The organism is Streptomyces sp. NPDC030143 (genome assembly GCF_055573695.1).
In genome coordinates this window covers 206,447-224,677 of the sequence record NZ_JBVIAY010000010.1, presented here as the reverse complement: position 1 = coordinate 224,677, position 18,231 = coordinate 206,447, and the positions used below count along the sequence as shown (strand labels likewise).

The following is an 18,231-nucleotide window of genomic DNA, read 5'->3' as shown; positions in this document are numbered from 1 at the left end:
GGGCTGCGAGAATCATGAAGATCCACAAGTACGACACCGTCATCGTCGGCGCCGGTGGCGCGGGCATGCGCGCGGCCATCGAGTCCACCAAGCGCAGCCGCACCGCCGTCCTGACGAAGCTCTACCCCACCCGCTCCCACACGGGCGCCGCGCAGGGCGGCATGGCCGCCGCGCTGGCCAACGTGGAGGAGGACAACTGGGAGTGGCACACCTTCGACACGGTCAAGGGCGGTGACTACCTGGTCGACCAGGACGCCGCCGAGATTTTGGCGAAGGAGGCCATCGACTCGGTCCTCGACCTGGAGAAGATGGGCCTGCCGTTCAACCGCACCCCGAACGGCACGATCGACCAGCGCCGCTTCGGCGGGCACTCCAGGAACCACGGCGAGGCCCCGGTCCGCCGCTCCTGCTACGCGGCCGACCGCACCGGCCACATGATCCTCCAGACGCTGTACCAGAACTGCGTCAAGGAGGGCGTGGAGTTCTTCAACGAGTTCTACGTCCTGGACCAGCTGATCACCGAGGTCGACGGCGTCAAGAAGTCGGCCGGCGTCGTGGCGTACGAGCTGGCCACCGGTGAGATCCACGTCTTCCAGGCGAAGGCCGTGATCTACGCCTCCGGCGGCTGCGGCAAGTTCTTCAAGGTGACGTCGAACGCGCACACGCTGACCGGTGACGGACAGGCGGCCGTGTACCGGCGCGGGCTGCCGCTGGAGGACATGGAGTTCTTCCAGTTCCACCCGACCGGCATCTGGCGCATGGGCATCCTGCTGACGGAGGGCGCCCGCGGTGAGGGCGGCATCCTGCGCAACAAGGACGGCGAGCGCTTCATGGAGAAGTACGCGCCGGTCATGAAGGACCTCGCCTCGCGCGACGTCGTCTCCCGCTCCATCTACACGGAGATCCGCGAGGGCCGCGGCTGCGGTCCCGAGGGCGACCACGTCTACCTTGACCTGACGCACCTGCCGCCGGAGCAGCTGGACGCCAAGCTCCCGGACATCACCGAGTTCGCCCGCACCTACCTGGGCATCGAGCCGTACACGGACCCGATCCCGATCCAGCCCACCGCGCACTACGCCATGGGCGGCATCCCGACGAACGTCGAGGGTGAGGTGCTCGCCGACAACACCACGGTCGTCCCGGGCCTGTACGCGGCCGGTGAGGTCGCCTGTGTGTCCGTGCACGGCGCCAACCGTCTGGGCACCAACTCGCTGCTGGACATCAACGTGTTCGGCAAGCGGGCCGGCATCGCGGCGGCGGAGTACTCGCAGAAGGCGGAGTTCGTCGAGCTGCCGGAGGACCCGGCGGCCCTGGTGCAGGAGCAGATCGAGCGGCTGCGCACCTCGACGGGGACCGAGCGGGTGTCGACCCTGCGCCGCGAGCTGCAGGAGACCATGGACGCCAACGTCATGGTGTTCCGCACCGAGCAGACGATCAAGACGGCCGTCGAAAAGATCGCCGAGCTGCGCGAGCGCTACCGGAACGTGGCGATCCAGGACAAGGGCAAGCGGTTCAACACCGACCTGCTGGAGGCCATCGAGCTGGGCAACCTGCTCGACCTGGCCGAGGTCATGGCCGTCTCCGCCCTGGCGCGCAAGGAGTCCCGCGGCGGTCACTACCGCGAGGACTACCCCAACCGCGACGACGTCAACTTCATGCGCCACACCATGGCGTACCGCGAGGTCGGCGACGACGGCAGCGAGACCGTCCGTCTCGACTACAAGCCGGTCGTCCAGACCCGCTACCAGCCGATGGAGCGTAAGTACTGATGGCTACCCCTGTTCTGGACAAGGTCGAGGCGGATTCCGCGGCCTCTCCGTACATCACCGTCACCTTCCGGGTCCGCCGGTTCAACCCGGAGGTCTCGGCGGAGGCGACCTGGGAAGACTTCCAGCTGGAGATCGACCCCAAGGAGCGCGTCCTCGACGGTCTGCACAAGATCAAGTGGGACGTCGACGGCACCCTGACCTTCCGCCGTTCCTGCGCCCACGGCATCTGCGGCTCCGACGCGATGCGGATCAACGGCAAGAACCGCCTCGCGTGCAAGACGCTGATCAAGGACATCAACCCCGAGAAGCCGATCACGGTCGAGCCCATCAAGGGCCTGACGGTCCTGAAGGACCTGGTCGTCGACATGGAGCCGTTCTTCCAGGCGTACCGCGACGTGATGCCCTTCCTGATCACGAAGGACACCAACGAGCCGACGCGCGAGCGTCTGCAGTCCGCCGAGGACCGCGAGCGCTTCGACGACACGACGAAGTGCATCCTGTGCGCCGCCTGCACGTCCTCGTGCCCGGTGTTCTGGAACGACGGCCAGTACTTCGGCCCGGCCGCGATCGTCAACGCGCACCGCTTCATCTTCGACTCGCGTGACGAGGCCGGCGAGCAGCGGCTGGAGATCCTGAACGACAAGGACGGCGTGTGGCGCTGCCGCACGACCTTCAACTGCACGGACGCCTGCCCGCGCGGTATCGAGGTCACGAAGGCGATCCAGGAGGTGAAGCGGGCGCTGATCACGCGCCGCTTCTGATCCCCTGTCACCCCTGACACGTCGAGGGCCCCGCTCCTGCTCGGAGCGGGGCCCTCGACGTGGGCGCGCGGTTCGTGCGAGCCGTTCGGAGCTCTCAGCCGCGCAGGACGCGGCCCTGCTTGTCGGTGCGGTCGTTGCTCGTGAGGAACAGGATGCCGTCGATCAGCGCCCAGAAGCCGAGGCCACCGCAGGTGAGGAGCTGCGCGACGCCCACGCCGACGGAGCCGACGTAGAAGCGGCCGATGCCGAGGGTGCCGAGGAAGAGCTGGAGGATGCCCGCGACGATCTTCGACTTGTCGGAGTACGGGCGGCCCTGGGGGTCGTAGCCGAAGGGGGCGTCAGGGGTGGGGACGGTCATGTGAACTGCTCCTGGGATGACTTCGAGACAGCCGGAGCGGACGCGCTCCGGGCACGGGAGAGCGCACGGACCACTGATCGGCCGCCCCCCGTGGGCGTGAGCCTAGAGAGGCGAACAGGGCGAACGGGAGTGATCTCGAACGATCGTTCCTTTACTGTGATCAAATCCCGCCACATCGCGGTGCGAATCCCGCCGTCCGTGCGGTGCCGCTCAACCCGCGCCTAGGAAACGGCGTTGCGGGCGACCGTCCAGGCCACGGCGAGGGCGAGGATCACGCACTGGGTGGCGCGGCCGAGCCGGGGCTGCCAGCGCCGTCCGTGCAGGCCCTCCCACATCCACCGCCCGAGCAGGGCGAGGGCGAAGGGGGAGGCGAGGAGCAGGGCGCGGTTGTCCAGCCAGGCCTGGGCGAAGTGGCCGTGCAGCAGGTCGTAGGTCATGCGGGTGCCGCCGCAGGCGGGGCAGAGCAGACCGGTGACGAACCGGAAGGGGCACCGGGGCAGCCAGTGGCCGCCCTCGTGGGGGTCGGTGACGTACAGGTAGGCGCTGCCGGTCGCGCCGGCGGCGAGCACCGCCAGGGGTGCCGCCGCCGGGTGCCGCAGCGGGGAGGGCGTACGCCCCCCGCCCACCGGTTCAGCCACGCAGGATCCGGCCCTGGCCGTCGGTCTTGTCGTTGCTCGTGAGCAGGATGATGCCGTCGACCAGCGCCCAGATGCCGAGGCCACCGCAGGTGAACAACTGGGCGAGGCCCATGCCGACGTTGCCGATGTAGAAGCGGCCGACGCCGAAGGTGCCCAGGAAGAGCTGGAGGATACCGGCGACGATCTTCGACTTGTCGGAGTACGGCCGCCCGTAGGGGTCGTAGCCGTAGGGGGCGTTGGGGTCGTAGCCGGCGGCCGGGTAGGCGCCCTGCGGGTAGCCGGCCTGCGGGTAACCGGGCTGCTGCTGGCCCTGCGGGTAGGCGGGCTGCTGCTGGCCCTGCGGGTAGCCGTAAGGGCCGGCCTGGCCGCCGGCGTAGGGGCCCGCACCGGACTGGGGGTAGCCGTAACCCGGCTGGGGCGGCTGCTGGGGGTGCTGCGGCTGTTCGGACAAGGTGAGTTCTCCCCGTTGCCATATGAGCGGATCGGACACTGAAGTGGGTTCAGGTCATCTTGCACGAAGATTCCGTCACCGGTGAAGCCAGGGCCTCCCGGTGCCCGGACGCGGCCGGGACGGGGCCGGGCGGGCCCGGTGCGGGCGAGCCGTGCTCTGTGGGGGCGACGGCCGCACGAGGCGGCACCGGCAATCAGCCGCTCCTGCCCGACTTGTACGTATTCTGACGGTATGTCAGACAACCAGTCGTACGAACTGCTCGGGTTCGACAACGTCCTGCTGCCCGTCGGTGACCTCGCGGAGGCCCTGGACTTCTACGAACGGGCCGGTTTCGCGGTGGGGTTCCGGTTCGACGAGGCCGGGATCGCGCTGCTGAAGGTCGGCGGAGAGACGCCCGGGATCCTGCTGCGATACGAGGACGCCCTCGGACACCGGCCCCCGCCGTGGCACTCCCCGCGCGTGTGGCTGGAGGTGCCGGACGCGCGCCTGGCGGCGCGGACGTTGAGGGAGGGTGGTGTCGCACCCCTCGACGAGCCCTTCTCCGTGGCCACCGGATGGGCGGTCGAGTTCGCCGACCCCTGGGGCAACGTCCTCGGGTTCACCGACTACTCGAAGCGGCCCGAGCTGGGCCGGAGGTAGACGGGGGCCATCTCGCTTGAACGCGTTCAAAAACAGGTCTACAGTCGACCCTGTCAGCGTTTTTGAACGCGTTCAAGAAGGGGTGGGGCATGGACCGCACCGTTATCGCCTACGTCATCTACCTGGTCGTCAGCATCGCGTTGACCGTCTGGGTGGGCCGGACCCTCAGCCGCAACGGCAGGCTCTTCCTGTCCGACGTGCTGCACGGCAACGAGAAGCTCGCCGACGCCGTCAACCACCTCCTGGTGGTCGGCTTCTACCTGGTCAACCTGGGCTTCGTCGCCCTGTTCCTGTCCGCCAGCGGGGACATCTCCGAGACCCGCGGCATCTTCGAACTGCTGTCGGCCAAGCTCGGCGTGGTGCTGCTGGTGCTCGGCGTGATGCACCTGGGCAACGTCTACGTGCTCAACCGGATCCGGCGGCGCGGGGTGATGGAGCGCGAGCAGGTGCCGCCGGTCGCTCCGCAGCAGTGGGCCGCTCCGGCGGCCGGGGCGTGAGCACCGTGGCCGCCGCCACCGACGACCGGGGCGCCGCGCGCGTCCCGGTCCGCCGGCTCACCGTCCTGTACGACGCCCGGTGCGGCCTGTGCACCTTCCTGCGCGACTGGCTGGTCCGGCAGCGGCACCTGGTGCCGCTGGAGCTCGTCCCGGCCGCGTCCCAGGAGGCCCGCCGCCGCTTCCCCGGCCTGGACCACGCCGCCACCCTCGACGAGATCACCGTCGTCGGCGACGCCGGCCAGGTCTACCGGGGACCCGCGGCGTGGATCGTCACCCTGTGGGCGCTGCGCGAGCACCGGCCGCTCGCCCACCGGCTGAGCACGCCCGCCGGGTCGAGGCTGGCGCGGGGCGCGGTGCTGGCCGCCGCGAAGTGGCGGGAGAACCGGTGGGGCGGCGACGGCCACCGCCGGGCCGACGGCTGGTCCTACGACCCGCGCCACGGCTGGACGCACACCACGCCCCCGGGCTGTGCGGACGGCACCTGCGCCACTGGTTAGGCTCTCTTTCCGTGCCCGCGAACACCGAAGGCCCCGACGAGGCCGCTCCCCCGACCGAGTCCTCCGAGGCGGCCACGCCGTCCAAGTCCGAGCAGACCCGCGCGCTGATCCTCCAGACGGCGATGCGGCTGTTCCAGGAACGGGGCTACGACAAGACGACCATGCGGGCCATCGCCCGGGAGGCCGGTGTCTCCGTCGGCAACGCGTACTACTACTTCGCCGGCAAGGAGCACCTGATCCAGGGCTTCTACGACCGTCTCGCCGCCGAACACCGGGCCGCCGTACGGGAGGTGCTGGAGCGGGAGACGGGGCTGGAGGAGCGGCTGTCGGGCGTGCTGCGGGTGTGGCTGGACGTGGCCGCGCCGTACCACGAGTTCGCGGTGCAGTTCTTCAAGAACGCCGCCGACCCGGACAGCCCGCTCAGCCCCTTCTCCCCGGAGTCGGAGCACGCGCGCGAGGAGGCGATCGGCGTCCACCGGGAGGTCCTCGCGGGCTCCAGGGCGAAGGTGCCGCAGGAGCTGCGGGAGGTGCTGCCCGAGCTGATGTGGCTCTCGCAGATGGGCCTCGTCCTGTACTGGATCTTCGACCGCACCGAGGGCCGCGAACGCAGCTACCGCCTCGCGGCGCGGGGCGCCCGTCTCACCGCCCGCGGCGTGGCCCTGGCCCGCTTCCGCGTCCTGCGCCCGCTGGTCACCGAGGTGCACGAGCTGTTCACGGACTTCCTGCCCGGGATGACACGGGCCCTTCCCGACCCGAAGGGCAAGGGGGCGCGGGGAGTGAGCGCCCCGGGCTGAACGGCGCCTCGGGGGGGCGCTCCGAGCGGTGTTCCGGCGGGCGGTCAGCGCCCGGGGCCGGAGGCCACCAGGGCCCACACCGTCTTGCCGTGCGGGCCCCTGCTCCACACGCCCCACGCGTCGGCGACGTGCTCCACGAGGTGCAGGCCCCGGCCGTGTTCCGCCTCGTCGCCGACCGTCAGCGGCCGGGGTTCGGCCCGGCCCTCGTCGGACACCTCGACGAGGCAGGAGCCGTCGGCGAGGGCGGTGACGGCGACCTCGAACTCCCGCTCGAGCAGCGGCCCGTGCCGTACGACGTTGGTGGCGAGCTCGGAAACGAGCAGGACCGCGTCCTCGAGCGCCGGGCCGTGCGGGGCGTGCCCCCAGTCGGCCAGATGGTCCCGCACCCGGTGCCGGGCCAGGCCGACGGAGGCGGGGTGCCGGGGCAGCCGGAAGGAGTCGCGTCTCACCACGTCCACTCCTCACTCCGTGCACACCTTCGCCACATGGCGCCCCGTCGGGTGACTGCCCGGTGGCGCCCGGCGGCATGCCCGGGCGGAGTCAGATCCAGTTCAGTTTCCACAGCCGGAACACGCCGTCGCCGTCCGCGAGGTACTGGCCGCCGCCGACGTCCGCGCTGGAGACGACGTACTCCTTGCGCTGCCACAGCGGGATGACCGGCACGTCCTCGGCGACGGCCTCCTGCACGTCGCGGAAGTCCCCGGCGGTGCGGCTGCGGTCGGCGTACTGGCGGCTGTCCCTGATGTACCGGTCGACGGCCTTGCTGCTGTAGCCGGTGTTCATGGTGGAGCCGGTGCCGACGAGCGGGGCGGCGAAGGTGTCCGGATCGGGATAGTCGGCGACCCAGCCGACGGCGTACGCGTCGAGCTTGCCGCTCGCCCACCGCTTCTGGAAGTCGGTCCACTCGTAGCCCTGGACCGTCACCTTGAACAGGCCGCTCGCCTCCAGCTGCCGCTTGAGTTCCTGCGCCTCGGCGGCCGCGGCACCGCTGCCCAGGCCGTAGCCGTAGGTGAAGCTGACCGGGATGCTGACACCTGCCTCGGTGAGCAGCTCGCGTGCCTTCTGCGTGCTGCGCTCCGGGTAGGAGTCGAAGAACGACGCGGTGTGGCCCGTGATGCCGGTCGGGACCAGCGAGTACAGCGGGTCGACGGTGCCGTCGTACACGGTGTCGGCGAGCTCCTCGCGGTCGATCAGCCAGGCCATCGCCCTGCGGACGTCCACCTGGTGCAGCGGCGAGCCGGAGCGGGTGTCGAGGTACAGGTTGCGGGTCTCGGAGCTGTCGGCCACGGTGACGCGCTGGTCGGGGTCGCTGGGGTTCAGCGCCGAGAGGACCTGCGGCGACAGCTGGCGCGTGGCGACGTCGACCTCCTTGGCCTTCCACGCCTTCTCCAGGCCGTCCGGATCGGGGTAGTAGCGCAGTTCCACGGGCGGTCCGGTGTCCACCGCGCCCCGGTAACGGGAGTTGGGCGTCAGCTCGACCGACCTGCCCTTGCTGTACCCGGTGAGTTCGTACGGTCCGGTGCCGTCGACCTTGTCGCCCTTGCGCAGGGCGTCCGCCGGGTAGCGCTCGCGGTCCACGATCGAGCCGGCGCCGGTGGCCACCTTGAACGGGAAGGTGGCGTCGGGCGACGACAGGTGGAAGGTGACCGTGCCGCCCTCGGCGTCCACCGACTTCAGGGTGGACAGCAGGGACGCCGGACCGACGTCGGAATCGATCTTCCTGACCCGGTCGAAGGAGTACTTCACGTCCTGCGCGGTCACCTTGCGACCACTGGGGAAGCGCAGGTCGTCGCGCAGCTCGCAGGTGTACGTCGTCAGCCCGCCGGCCGCGAAGGAACAACTCTTGGCCGCGTCCGGCACGGGGGCCGCGCCGCCGGGCTCGTACGTCAGCAGCGACTGGAAGACGTTGCTGAACAGCGCCCAGGACCCGGCGTCGTAGGCGCCGGCCGGGTCGAGCGAGGTGACGGTGTCCGTCGTGCCGACCCTGACGGCCTTGCCCGCGTTCTGCTGCGACGGCAGCAACTGCCAGCCGCCGACCCCGACGACCGCCAGAACCAGCAGTGTCACGAGTACGCGCATGCGACCAGATCGCATGGTGGTGCCCTGCCCTCCCCGGGCCCGTGGCCCAGCGCTTCACGTGCCGCTCCCCTTGGCGGCGGGGCTCACCTAATCACACGTGTTTCAGCCGGGGGAAGAGGAATCTGGCGAGATGAGAAAGTACTTACCGAGCGGTTGATTCCGCCCGGTTTCGCAGCCCCTCCCCAGCTTGGTGTTTCGCCCTCGCGGCGGGCCTGTCAGGTTTGCCGCGAGGCGAGTTCGACGACCGTGATGTCCGACGGGGCGCCCACGCGCGTGGGCGGGCCCCAGGCGCCCGCGCCGCGCGTGACGTACAGCTGGGTGTCGCCGTAGCGCTCCAGGCCGGCCAGGGTGGGGTTCGCGGCGGCGGCGAAGAGGTTGCCGGGCCAGAGCTGGCCGCCGTGGGTGTGGCCGGAGAGCTGGAGGTCGACGCCGTGGTCGACGGCCTCGTGGATCTGGACCGGCTGGTGGGCGAGGAGCACGCACGCGCGTGCCCTGTCGCGGTCGCCGAGCGCCCTGGTGAAGTCTGGCCCCTGGCCCTCGGCCTCACCCGCGACGTCGTTGACGCCCGCCAGGTCGAACCAGGGCAGTTCCGTGCGGGCGTTCTCCAGGGGGCGCAGGCCGAGCCGGCGCACCTCCCGCACCCACTGCTCGGCGCCGGAGAAGTACTCGTGGTTGCCGGTGACGAAGAAGCTGCCGTGCCGCGCTCTCAGCCGGGCGAGCGGGGCCGCCGCCGGGCCGAGGTCCTTCACACTGCCGTCGACCAGGTCACCGACGACGGCGATCAGATCGGGCTGGGTCGCGTTGATCGTGTCGACGACCTTCTGGGCGAAGCCCCGGCCGAGGACCGGGCCCAGGTGGATGTCGCTGACGACGGCGATCCGGTACCCGTGCGCCGCGCGCGGCAGCTTGGCCAGCGGGACCGTGACCCGCTTCACCCTCGGTCCGCTCAGCACCCCGTACGTGCCGTGTCCGACCGTCCCGACGGCCGCCGCGGCCGCCGCGCCGCCGATGACGCGGGAGACGAACAGACGACGGGAGGGGGCGGGGTCCGGCGAGGGGGCGTTTTCCGGCCCTTCGGGGCCCTCGTCCGACGGGGGCGCGGAAGAGGGGGTCGCGGGCCCTTCGGGCGTCGCGCCCGCCGGTACGCGTTCGGGCTCCGGGGCCGACGCCGGCCGGGTCGCGGTAGCCGGCGCCGAGCGGGCCACCGGTTTCCGGGCGCCGTCCCGTCGCTCCAGGAGACGCCGCAGCAGCGGCCGTACCGCCTCGCCCGCGAGCACCGCGAGCAGCAGGTAGATCGACAGGGCCAGCCACAGGAACCCCGGCCAGGCCAGGACGCGCTGGAGCCAGAAGGGGGCGCCCGTGCGCTCGGCGACCAGCGCGCCGACGGCCAGGGCCCAGCCGCCCGCGATCAGGACCGCGCCGCCGCGGCGGGCCCACCCGGGGGCCCGGGTGGTGTCGCGGAACAGGCGGCGCCACAGGTACCAGTTGGCCGTCACCAGGACGGCCAGGGCGAGCAGCACGAAGAGTATGGCCACGGTGTCCTTGATCCCTGCTGTGGGTTTCGGCGTACGGCTATGACGTTCGGCGCAGGGCGCGCAGTCCGCGCAACCCGATGACCCCGACGACCGTCCCCAATACGAAGGAGACGACGGCCAGCGTCAGGTGCACCCAGAAGTACGCCGTGGGGTCGCCGTCGTCGAAGGCGAGTCCACTGCTGTCCTTGATCAGGTTCTTGACGAAAGTGACCCAGATGACCCAGCTCCACACCCCGAAGGCGAGCAGGAACCAGGAGACCGGGCGGCTGAGCTTCATGCGTTCAGTATCGCCGTCTCGTGTCCGGTTCCGTGACGGGGGTGGGGAGGGGAGCGGGACGTCCCGCCGGGCGCCGGGTACGTTCTCCGTCGTGCCCGCACCCTTGAAGCAGACCGCCAGGCGAACCCTGCTGGTCACCTCCGCGACCCTCGCGTCCCTCGCGCTGACCGCGCCCGTGTCCCCGGCCGCGCCGGGCCCGTCGCCGTCGGCGCCCGCCTCGCCGTCGGCGCCCGCCTCGCCGTCGGCGCCCGCCTCGCCCTCGGTCTCCGCCTCCCCCTCGGTCTCCGCCTCCCCCTCGGCCGGTGCCTCGGCGTCCAGCCGTCCGTCGGCCACTCCCCCGGCGGACATGTCGTCCGTGGGCGGTGTCCGGCTCGGTCGGGCCGGGACGCAGGTCCAGCTGACGGGCGGGGCGCCGGTGCTGCCCAAGGACGTCACCGCGCGGTCGTGGATCGTCGCCGACGCCGAGTCCGGCGATGTGCTCGCCGCCCACAACGCGCACTGGCGGCTGCCTCCCGCGAGCACCCTGAAGATGCTCTTCGCCGACACCCTCCTGCCCCGGTTCCCGAGGACCACGCAGCACAAGGTCGAGCCGAAGGACCTGGAGGGCGTCGGGTCCGGCTCCAGCCTCGTCGGGATAAAGGAGGGCGAGACCTACACGGTCCACGACCTGTGGATGGGCGTGTTCCTGATGTCCGGCAACGACGCCGTGCACGTGCTGTCGTCGATGAACGGCGGCATCCTCAACACGGTCAAGGAGATGAACGCGCACGCCGAGGAGCTCCAGGCCCTCGACACCCAGGTGGTCTCCCCCGACGGCTACGACGCCCCGGGCCAGGTGTCGTCGGCGTACGACCTGACGCTGATCGCGCGCTCCGGGCTCCAGAAGAAGGACTTCCGCGAGTACTGCTCGACCGTGCGGGCCGCGTTCCCCGGCGAGACGAAGAAGGACAAGAAGGGCAAGACGACCAGGGGGACTTACGAGATCCAGAACACCAACCGGCTGCTGCGCGGCGACTACGACATCTCCCAGTACCCGGGCATCGCGGGCGTCAAGAACGGCAACACCACCAACGCCGGCGCCACCTTCACGGGCGTCGCCGAGCGCAACGGCAAGGTCCTCCTCGTCACGGTCATGAACCCGGAGAAGAGCGACCACAACGAGGTCTACAAGGAGACCGCCGCGCTGTTCGACTGGGGTTTCGCGGCGGCCGGCAAGGTGACGCCGGTCGGCGAGCTGGTCCCGCCGAAGAGCGCCGTGCAGGCCAGCGCGCAGCCGGACGCCGAGCACGGCTCCGAGGGATCCGGGGAGGCCGGCGGCCTCGGGAACGTCTCCGAGAAGCCGGTGGCGGGCGCGGTCGCCGAGGGCGGCGCCGGGGGCGTCGGCATCGCCATGGCGATCACCGGCGGTGTGCTGGTGCTCCTCGCGGGCGCGGCCTTCCTCGTCAACCGCCGCTGGCCCCTGCCGGACCTGGTGCGCCGCCGCCGGTGACACCCCGCCCACGGGCTGCGGACGGAACCGGGCTCGCCCCCGTGGGCTCACGTGGCACCTGGCTCCCGGGCGTCGGGCCCAGGTCTCGTCCGGACTCCGGCCCGGGCCTCATGCGGGTGCCGGACCGGGGTTTCGCGCTCGTTCCCGGCCGGGTGCTCCCGGGCCCCCGCCCGGGCTCTTCCCCCGACCCTCTTCCGGGTCCCGGCCCGGGCTCCTCTCCGGGCTCCTCTCCGGGCTCTCCTCCCGACCCTCCTCCGGGCCCCCGCCCGGGCCTTCGCGCCGGCCCCCGCCCGGGTCCTCGTCCCGGCCCTGGTGCGGGCCTTCGTGCCGGCCCTCGGGCCGGCCTGGGTGCGGGCCCCGGTGCGGGGCCCCGTCCGGCTTGTCGTCCGGGTTCTCCGCCTGATCCTCCGCGAGTTCGACGTCCTTGCTCCGGGTGGCCGTCCACGCCGCGCAGAACAGGACCAGTTTTGCGGTGAAGTTGATCCACAGCAGCAGGGCGATGGGGACGCCGAACGCGCCGTACATGCTCTTCGCTGCGACACCCTGGAGGTAGCCGCTCAGCAGCAGCTTGAGCAGTTCGAAGCCCACCGCGCCGGTCAGCGCGGCCACGGCCAGGCGGCGGCGCCCGGGCTCCACGCCGGGCAGCAGCGTCAGGACGTACAGCAGCAGGAGGAAGTCGGCGAGGACGGCGACGAGGAACGCGGCGATCTGCAGCAGGACCCCGCCCCAGCCGCCCTCGTCGATGCCGAGCTGCCGGGTGATCCAGCCGACCAGCGCGGAGGCGACGGCGGAGGTGGCGAGGGTGACGAGGACGGCGCCGCCGAGGCCGAGGAGGATCCCCAGGTCCTTGGCGTAGCTCAGGACCGGGTTCTCCTCCTCCTCGGGCAGCTCCCACACCGCGCGCAGGCACTCCCGCATCGAGCCGGCCCAGCTGATGCCGGTGAACAGCAGGGCGGCGCCGGCGATGAGACCGACGGTGCCCGCGTTCTGCACCAGGCCGGCGACGTCCAGCTGGTCGGAGATGCCGGGCACCTGCTCGGCGAGCCGGTCCTGGAGGTCCTTCTGCTGGTCGGTGCCGAGGGTGGCGGCGACGATCGTGGCGGCCACGGTGAGCAGCGGGAACAGCGCGACGAAGCTGGTGAACGTCATCGCGGCGGCGAGCCGCGTCCACTTCACCCGGTCCAGCCGCTCGAACGACCGCCACGCGTGCGTGGCCATCACGCGGGTCATGTACGGCCCGATCCCGGGGAGCTTCTTCAGCCAGTCCATGATCCGACTCTGCCCTTCTCCCGGCGGCGGGACGCCGAAGGCTGCCGAGCTGCGTCCACCCGGTGCGTCTACCCCGGAAAGGCGGCGTCGTGGCGCCCTTCCGGACGGTCGTGCCGTCCTCGGTCGCCGGGGGCCGCCCGCGCCGGCTTCCTCTGCGGCTCCGGCAGGGCGGACCTCGGCGTCTTCGCCCGGGACCGGGCGACGCGCTGCACGGCAGGGGCGCCCACGTCATGGTCGGGAGCGGGCGGGCCGGCGGCCGGCTACGGGGAGGTCGCTCACCATCGCTCCGAGGCGGTAGCCGCGGCCGTCGAGCCGGGGCTGCGGCGCCACGCGGAGACGGTGTGTATGCCGGGGCGGCTGCGGGTGGTGAGGGCGGCGCCGCGGCACCCGCCGCCGGGCGTCCTCCGCCGGCTGCCGGGCTGAGCGCGCTCTACCGGGCGGGCAGGGAGCCGCGGTCCACGCGGGCCGCCTGGGAGGGCACCATCGGACCGCCGAAGGGGTACTCGCGCAGCTTGCGCCAGATGCCGTCGGCGCCCTGCTCGTAGAGGGCGAAGCCGGTGCAGGACCACTGCGCCTCGTAGTCGGCCAGCTCCTGGTAGGCCCGGTCCATCGCCGCGTCGTCGATGCCGTGGGCGACCGTGACGTGCGGGTGGTAGGGGAACTGCAGCTCGCGGGCGAGCGGCCCGGCGGGGCGGCGGACCTGCTTCTGCAGCCAGGTGCAGGCCGCCGCGCCCTCGACGATCTGCACGAACACGACCGGCGACAGGGGCCGGAAGGTGCCGGTGCCGGACAGCCGCATCGGGAAGGGGCGGCCGGCCGCGGCGACCTCGGTCAGGTGCGCCTCGACGGCCGGCAGCGCGCCGGGGTCGATCTCGGTCGGCGGGAGCAGGGTGACGTGCGTGGGGATGCCGTGAGCCGCGGCGTCGCCGAAGCCCGCGCGCCGCTCCTGGAGCAGGCTGCCGTGGGGCTCCGGGACCGCGATCGACACTCCGATCGTTACGGTCCCCACGTCGTCTCCTGTCGTCGTACCGAAGGTGCTGTCGGGTGCGTACGCGGTCGAGGTCGCTCGTACTCGGTCGTACGGCTATCGACTGTACGGCCACGGCTGTGCTGTGGGCAGGCGCAGCGGAAGTGATGTGCAGCGCTCTGCCCGTTGGACATGTGTGCGGTCGTGCGCCCTCAGTGCTTGGCGGGCAGGAAGCCCACCCTGGCGTACGCCTGGGACAGCGTCTCGGCGGCGACGGCACGCGCCTTCTCGGCGCCCTTGGCGAGGATCGAGTCGAGCGTCTCGGGGTCGTCCAGGTACTGCTGGGTGCGGTCCCGGAACGGCGTCACGAAGTCGACGACGACCTCGGCCAGGTCCGTCTTGAGCGCGCCGTAGAGCTTGCCCTCGTACCGCTGCTCCAGCTCCGCGACGGTGGTGCCGGTCAGCGTCGAGTAGATGGTGAGCAGGTTGCTCACGCCGGGCTTGTTCTCGGTGTCGTAGCGGATGACCGTGTCGGTGTCGGTGACCGCGCTCCTGACCTTCTTCGCGGTGGCCTTCGGCTCGTCGAGCAGGTTGATGAGCCCCTTCGGCGTGGACGCCGACTTGCTCATCTTGGTCGACGGCTCCTGGAGGTCGTAGATCTTCGCCGTCTCCCTGAGGATGTACGGCTTCGGGATCGTGAAGGTCTCGCCGAAGCGGCCGTTGAAGCGCTCGGCGAGGTCGCGGGTCAGTTCGATGTGCTGGCGCTGGTCCTCGCCGACCGGCACCTCGTGGGCCTGGTAGAGCAGGATGTCGGCGACCTGGAGGATCGGGTACGTGAACAGTCCGACGGAGGCGCGGTCGGCGCCCTGCTTGGCGGACTTGTCCTTGAACTGCGTCATGCGGGACGCCTCGCCGAAGCCGGTGAGGCAGTTCATGACCCAGGCGAGCTGGGCGTGCTCGGGGACGTGGCTCTGGACGAAGAGCGTGCAGCGGTCCGGGTCGAGGCCGGCCGCCAGGAGCTGGGCGGCGGCCAGACGCGTGTTGGCGGTCAGCTCCTTCGGGTCCTGCGGGACCGTGATCGCGTGCAGGTCGACGACCATGTAGAAGGCGTCGTGGGTCTCCTGCAGGGCCACCCACTGGCGCACGGCGCCGAGGTAGTTGCCGAGGTGGAACGAGCCTGCGGTGGGCTGGATTCCGGAGAGCACGCGGGGTCGGTCTGAGGCCATGTTCACCATTCTCTCAGAGGGTGAGGGTGGGTTCGGCCCGGGACGTCGGGGGCGGGTGGGCGGGGAGCCGCGGGCCGGTGAGGGCCGTTCCCGCAGTTCCCCGCGCCCCTGCGTCTGCTGTCCCCGGGGGATCAGCCGAGGTCGATCTCGGGGTACAGCGGGAAGCCGGCGACCAGGTCCGTCGCCCGCCCGGCGATCTCGTCCGCCACCTTCGCGTCCAGCACGTGCGAGGCCTTGGACGGGGCGCCCGACTTGGTCGTGCCCGGCTCGGTCGTCGTCAGGACGCGGTCGATCAGGCCCGCCACCTCGTCCATCTCGGCCGTGCCCAGGCCGCGGGTGGTCAGGGCGGGGGTGCCGATGCGGATGCCGGAGGTGTACCAGGCGCCGTTGGGGTCGGCGGGGATGGCGTTGCGGTTGGTGACGATGCCGGAGTCGAGGAGGGCGGCCTCGGCCTGGCGGCCGGTGAGGCCGTAGGAGGACGCCACGTCGATGAGGTTCAGGTGGTTGTCCGTGCCGCCGGTCACCAGGGTCGCGCCCCGGCGCGTCAGGCCCTCGGCCAGTGCCCGGGAGTTGTCGACGATGCGCCGGGCGTAGTCCTGGAAGGCGGGCTGCCGGGCCTCGGCGAGGGCGACGGCCTTGGCGGCCATGACGTGCGGCAGCGGGCCGCCGAGCACCATCGGGCAGCCGCGGTCGACCTGCTCCTTGAGGGAGTCGTCGCACAGGACCATGCCGCCGCGCGGGCCGCGCAGCGACTTGTGGGTGGTGGTGGTGACGATCTGGGCGTGCGGGACCGGGTCGAAGTCGCCGGTCAGCACCTTGCCCGCCACCAGGCCCGCGAAGTGGGCCATGTCCACCATCAGGGTCGCGCCGACCTCGTCGGCGATCTCCCGCATGATCCGGAAGTTCACCAGCCGCGGGTAGGCGGAGTAGCCGGCGACGATGATCAGCGGCTCGAACTCGCGGGCCGAGGCGCGCAGGGCGTCGTAGTCGATGAGGCCGGTGGCGGGGTCGGTGCCGTAGGAGCGCTGGTCGAACATCTTGCCGGAGATGTTCGGACGGAAGCCGTGGGTGAGGTGGCCGCCGGCGTCCAGGGACATTCCGAGCATGCGCTGGTTGCCGAAGGCCTGGCGCAGCTCGGCCCAGTCGGCCTCGGTGAGGTCGTTGACCTGGCGGGCGCCGGTCCTCGCCAGGAAGGGGGCCTCGACCCGGTCGGCGAGGACGGCCCAGAAGGCGACCAGGTTGGCGTCGATGCCGGAGTGCGGCTGGACGTAGGCGTGGCGGGCGCCGAAGAGTTCCCGGGCGTGCTCGGCGGCGAGCGCCTCGACGGTGTCGACGTTGCGGCAGCCGGCGTAGAAGCGGCGGCCGACGGTGCCCTCGGCGTACTTGTCGCTGAACCAGTTGCCCATGGCGAGCAGGGTCGCCGGGGAGGCGTAGTTCTCGGAGGCGATCAGCTTGAGCATCTCGCGCTGGTCGGCGACCTCGCGGCCGATGGCGTCGGCGACGCGCGGCTCGACGGCGCGGACGACGTCGAGCGCGGCGCGGAAGGCGGTGGACTCGGTGGAGAGGGGCTGCTCTGGCATCTCGGCCTCCGGATGGCGTGGCGGGGAGCGGTCACGGTTCTCGGTTCGGCCCAGGCGCACGGCACTTGTCGCTCAGGCCGCTCCCCGATGGTCCGTCCCATCCTTGCGCGCCAGTCACGGCCTGTGGAAAGCCTACCGGGCGGGCCGGACGGCGCCGGCTCATCGTCCACCATGCGAGCGACGGCGCGCGGGAGCCCGCCGGGGGCGGCCGGGGTCAGAGGATGACGTGGGGCAGGAAGCGGGCGTACTCGTCGGTGATCAGGCCCGAGGACTCGCGGATGCCGAGCCCCGCGGACTCACCGCCGACGACCCAGGCGCCGAGGACGACGTGGTTGCCGTCGAAGGCGGGCAGGGGGGCGAGCTGCTGGTAGCAGCAGGGTTCGTCGGTGCGGACGACGGGGTCCGCGCCGGCCTCGTGGACGGTGACGCCGGCGCCCTCGCGGCCCAGGAGGGGCTTGGCGACCCAGCCCGTGGTGGTGGCGAGGTCGCGGGGGCCGTCGAGGTGGGCGGGCAGGAGGTGGGGGTGGCCGGGGTACAGCTCCCAGAGGACGGCCAGCAGGGCCTTGTTGCTGAGGAGCATCTTCCAGGCGGGCTCGATCCACAGGGTGGTGCCGGTGCCGCCGCCGTTGTCGAGGGTGTCCAGGACGTGGCCGGCGAAGCGGTCGGTGGTGAGCCACTCCCAGGGGTAGAGCTTGAAGCAGCTGCGGATGAAACGCAGTTGGTTGTCGACGAAGCGGCCGGAGAGCGGGTCCCAGCCGATCTCCTCCATGGAGATCCAGTCGGTGGCCAGCCCCGCCTGGTCGGCGGTCTCCTTGAGGTAGGCGACGGTCATGAGGTCCTCGCCGAGTTCGTCGGCGGAGGAGTGCGCGAAGTACAGGGGGCTGCCGGGCGGCAGGAGGGAGGCCTGGGTGCGCCAGGTGTCGACGAGGCGTTCGTGCAGGGAGTTCCACTGGTCGGCGCCGGGGAAGCGGTCCTCCATCCAGAACCACTGGGGTGAGGCGGCCTCGACCAGGGAGGTGGGGGTGTCCGCGTTGTACTCCAGCAGCTTGGCGGGGCCCGTGCCGTCGTAGCGCAGGTCGAAGCGTCCGTAGACGGAGGGGAGTTCGGCGCGGCGGTGCCAGGCCTCGGTGACCGCCTCGGCGACGCGCGGGTCGGTGATGCCGAGGTCGGCCAGGCGGTCGTGGGTGACGAGGTGGTCGGCGGCGGCGAGGCACATGCGGTGCAGTTCCTCGACGGTCTCCTCCAACGCCTCCACCTCGTCGAGGGTGAAGGCGTAGTAGGCGCTCTCGTCCCAGTAGGGGCGCAGGGTGCCGTCCGGGTGGCGGGTGAGCGGGTAGACGAGTCCCTGTTCCTCGACGGTCCGCTGCCAGCCGGGGCGGGGTTCGATGGTGTGGCGTCGCACGGG

18 protein-coding genes, 1 pseudogene and 1 riboswitch are annotated in these 18,231 nt (G+C 71.6%); of the genes and pseudogenes, 7 read left to right on the top strand and 12 right to left on the bottom strand.

Annotation, left to right across the window (positions count from 1 at the left end; all coding sequences use genetic code 11):
- Positions 1-14 precede the first annotated feature (14 nt).
- Both sdhA and ACZ4YY_RS19730 read left to right on the top strand, forming a co-directional pair.
- Positions 15-1,769: a succinate dehydrogenase flavoprotein subunit gene (gene sdhA, locus ACZ4YY_RS19735; protein ID WP_468291428.1), complete on the top strand. Its 1,755-nt coding sequence runs from the start codon at positions 15-17 to the stop codon at positions 1,767-1,769.
- Positions 1,769-2,530, top strand: coding sequence for a succinate dehydrogenase iron-sulfur subunit (locus tag ACZ4YY_RS19730; RefSeq protein ID WP_385064013.1), 762 nt, complete (start codon positions 1,769-1,771; stop codon positions 2,528-2,530). Before sdhA ends, ACZ4YY_RS19730 begins: the two co-directional genes overlap by 1 nt.
- Positions 2,531-2,624: 94 nt before the next feature.
- Here the strand turns inward: ACZ4YY_RS19730 and ACZ4YY_RS19725 are convergent, their stop codons facing one another.
- The 3 genes from ACZ4YY_RS19725 to ACZ4YY_RS19715 all read right to left on the bottom strand — a co-directional run bounded on the left by ACZ4YY_RS19725 (position 2,625) and on the right by ACZ4YY_RS19715 (position 3,977).
- Positions 2,625-2,888, bottom strand: coding sequence for a TM2 domain-containing protein (locus ACZ4YY_RS19725; protein ID WP_365461733.1), 264 nt, complete (start codon positions 2,886-2,888; stop codon positions 2,625-2,627).
- Positions 2,889-3,109: 221 nt separating this feature from the next.
- Positions 3,110-3,526, bottom strand: coding sequence for a DUF2752 domain-containing protein (locus ACZ4YY_RS19720; RefSeq protein ID WP_468291425.1), 417 nt, complete (start codon positions 3,524-3,526; stop codon positions 3,110-3,112).
- Positions 3,519-3,977, bottom strand: a complete 459-nt coding sequence (locus ACZ4YY_RS19715; RefSeq protein ID WP_468291422.1) for a TM2 domain-containing protein — start codon at positions 3,975-3,977, stop codon at positions 3,519-3,521. Before ACZ4YY_RS19715 ends, ACZ4YY_RS19720 begins: the two co-directional genes overlap by 8 nt.
- Positions 3,978-4,208: 231 nt before the next feature.
- Between ACZ4YY_RS19715 and ACZ4YY_RS19710 the strand changes: the two genes are divergently transcribed.
- From ACZ4YY_RS19710 to ACZ4YY_RS19695, 4 genes are all read left to right on the top strand, one after another.
- On the top strand, positions 4,209-4,616 hold the full coding sequence (locus tag ACZ4YY_RS19710; RefSeq protein ID WP_468291419.1) for a VOC family protein: 408 nt from the start codon (positions 4,209-4,211) through the stop codon (positions 4,614-4,616).
- Positions 4,617-4,705: 89 nt separating this feature from the next.
- Entirely contained in the window at positions 4,706-5,113 is a 408-nt protein-coding gene (locus ACZ4YY_RS19705) for a hypothetical protein (RefSeq protein ID WP_468291416.1), read from the top strand.
- Positions 5,110-5,610 (top strand): thiol-disulfide oxidoreductase DCC family protein, encoded by a 501-nt coding sequence (locus tag ACZ4YY_RS19700; RefSeq protein ID WP_468291413.1) that lies wholly within the window; start codon positions 5,110-5,112, stop codon positions 5,608-5,610. The genes ACZ4YY_RS19705 and ACZ4YY_RS19700 overlap by 4 nt, the downstream gene beginning before the upstream one ends.
- A gap of 11 nt (positions 5,611-5,621) precedes the next feature.
- Positions 5,622-6,404, top strand: coding sequence for a TetR/AcrR family transcriptional regulator (locus ACZ4YY_RS19695; protein ID WP_468291411.1), 783 nt, complete (start codon positions 5,622-5,624; stop codon positions 6,402-6,404).
- Positions 6,405-6,448: 44 nt separating this feature from the next.
- Here the strand turns inward: ACZ4YY_RS19695 and ACZ4YY_RS19690 are convergent, their stop codons facing one another.
- From ACZ4YY_RS19690 to ACZ4YY_RS19675, 4 genes are all read right to left on the bottom strand, one after another.
- Positions 6,449-6,856 (bottom strand): ATP-binding protein, encoded by a 408-nt coding sequence (locus ACZ4YY_RS19690; RefSeq protein WP_468291408.1) that lies wholly within the window; start codon positions 6,854-6,856, stop codon positions 6,449-6,451.
- Between the two features lie 88 nt (positions 6,857-6,944).
- Positions 6,945-8,483, bottom strand: coding sequence for an ABC transporter substrate-binding protein (locus ACZ4YY_RS19685; RefSeq protein ID WP_468291406.1), 1,539 nt, complete (start codon positions 8,481-8,483; stop codon positions 6,945-6,947).
- A gap of 215 nt (positions 8,484-8,698) precedes the next feature.
- Positions 8,699-10,018 (bottom strand): metallophosphoesterase, encoded by a 1,320-nt coding sequence (locus ACZ4YY_RS19680; protein WP_468291404.1) that lies wholly within the window; start codon positions 10,016-10,018, stop codon positions 8,699-8,701.
- Between the two features lie 37 nt (positions 10,019-10,055).
- A complete protein-coding gene (locus tag ACZ4YY_RS19675) occupies positions 10,056-10,295 on the bottom strand; it encodes an SCO4848 family membrane protein (protein ID WP_468291401.1) in 240 nt (79 codons plus the stop codon).
- A gap of 91 nt (positions 10,296-10,386) precedes the next feature.
- On the opposite strand from ACZ4YY_RS19675, the gene ACZ4YY_RS19670 reads away from it, so the two are divergent.
- Positions 10,387-11,784 carry a D-alanyl-D-alanine carboxypeptidase family protein gene (locus ACZ4YY_RS19670; protein ID WP_468291398.1) on the top strand — a complete coding sequence of 466 codons (1,398 nt, stop codon included), beginning with the start codon at positions 10,387-10,389 and terminating at the stop codon, positions 11,782-11,784.
- A 363-nt stretch (positions 11,785-12,147) separates the two neighbouring features.
- Here the strand turns inward: ACZ4YY_RS19670 and ACZ4YY_RS19665 are convergent.
- The 5 genes and pseudogenes from ACZ4YY_RS19665 to ACZ4YY_RS19645 all read right to left on the bottom strand — a co-directional run.
- Positions 12,148-13,053, bottom strand: a pseudogene (locus ACZ4YY_RS19665) (YihY/virulence factor BrkB family protein); the annotation flags it as partial.
- Between the two features lie 430 nt (positions 13,054-13,483).
- Positions 13,484-14,062 carry a 2'-5' RNA ligase family protein gene (locus ACZ4YY_RS19660; protein WP_468291395.1) on the bottom strand — a complete coding sequence of 193 codons (579 nt, stop codon included), beginning with the start codon at positions 14,060-14,062 and terminating at the stop codon, positions 13,484-13,486.
- 170 nt (positions 14,063-14,232) lie between these two features.
- Positions 14,233-15,246 (bottom strand): tryptophan--tRNA ligase, encoded by a 1,014-nt coding sequence (trpS, locus tag ACZ4YY_RS19655; protein WP_468291392.1) that lies wholly within the window; start codon positions 15,244-15,246, stop codon positions 14,233-14,235.
- 131 nt (positions 15,247-15,377) lie between these two features.
- A complete protein-coding gene (locus tag ACZ4YY_RS19650; RefSeq protein ID WP_468291389.1) occupies positions 15,378-16,826 on the bottom strand; it encodes a glycine hydroxymethyltransferase in 1,449 nt (482 codons plus the stop codon).
- A 41-nt stretch (positions 16,827-16,867) separates the two neighbouring features.
- A riboswitch (ZMP/ZTP riboswitch) is annotated at positions 16,868-16,954 on the bottom strand.
- An 86-nt stretch (positions 16,955-17,040) separates the two neighbouring features.
- The gene (locus ACZ4YY_RS19645) at positions 17,041-18,228 is read right to left on the bottom strand and encodes a glutathionylspermidine synthase family protein (protein WP_468291387.1); all 1,188 of its coding nucleotides are present in this window, start codon (positions 18,226-18,228) and stop codon (positions 17,041-17,043) included.
- Positions 18,229-18,231 lie beyond the last annotated feature (3 nt).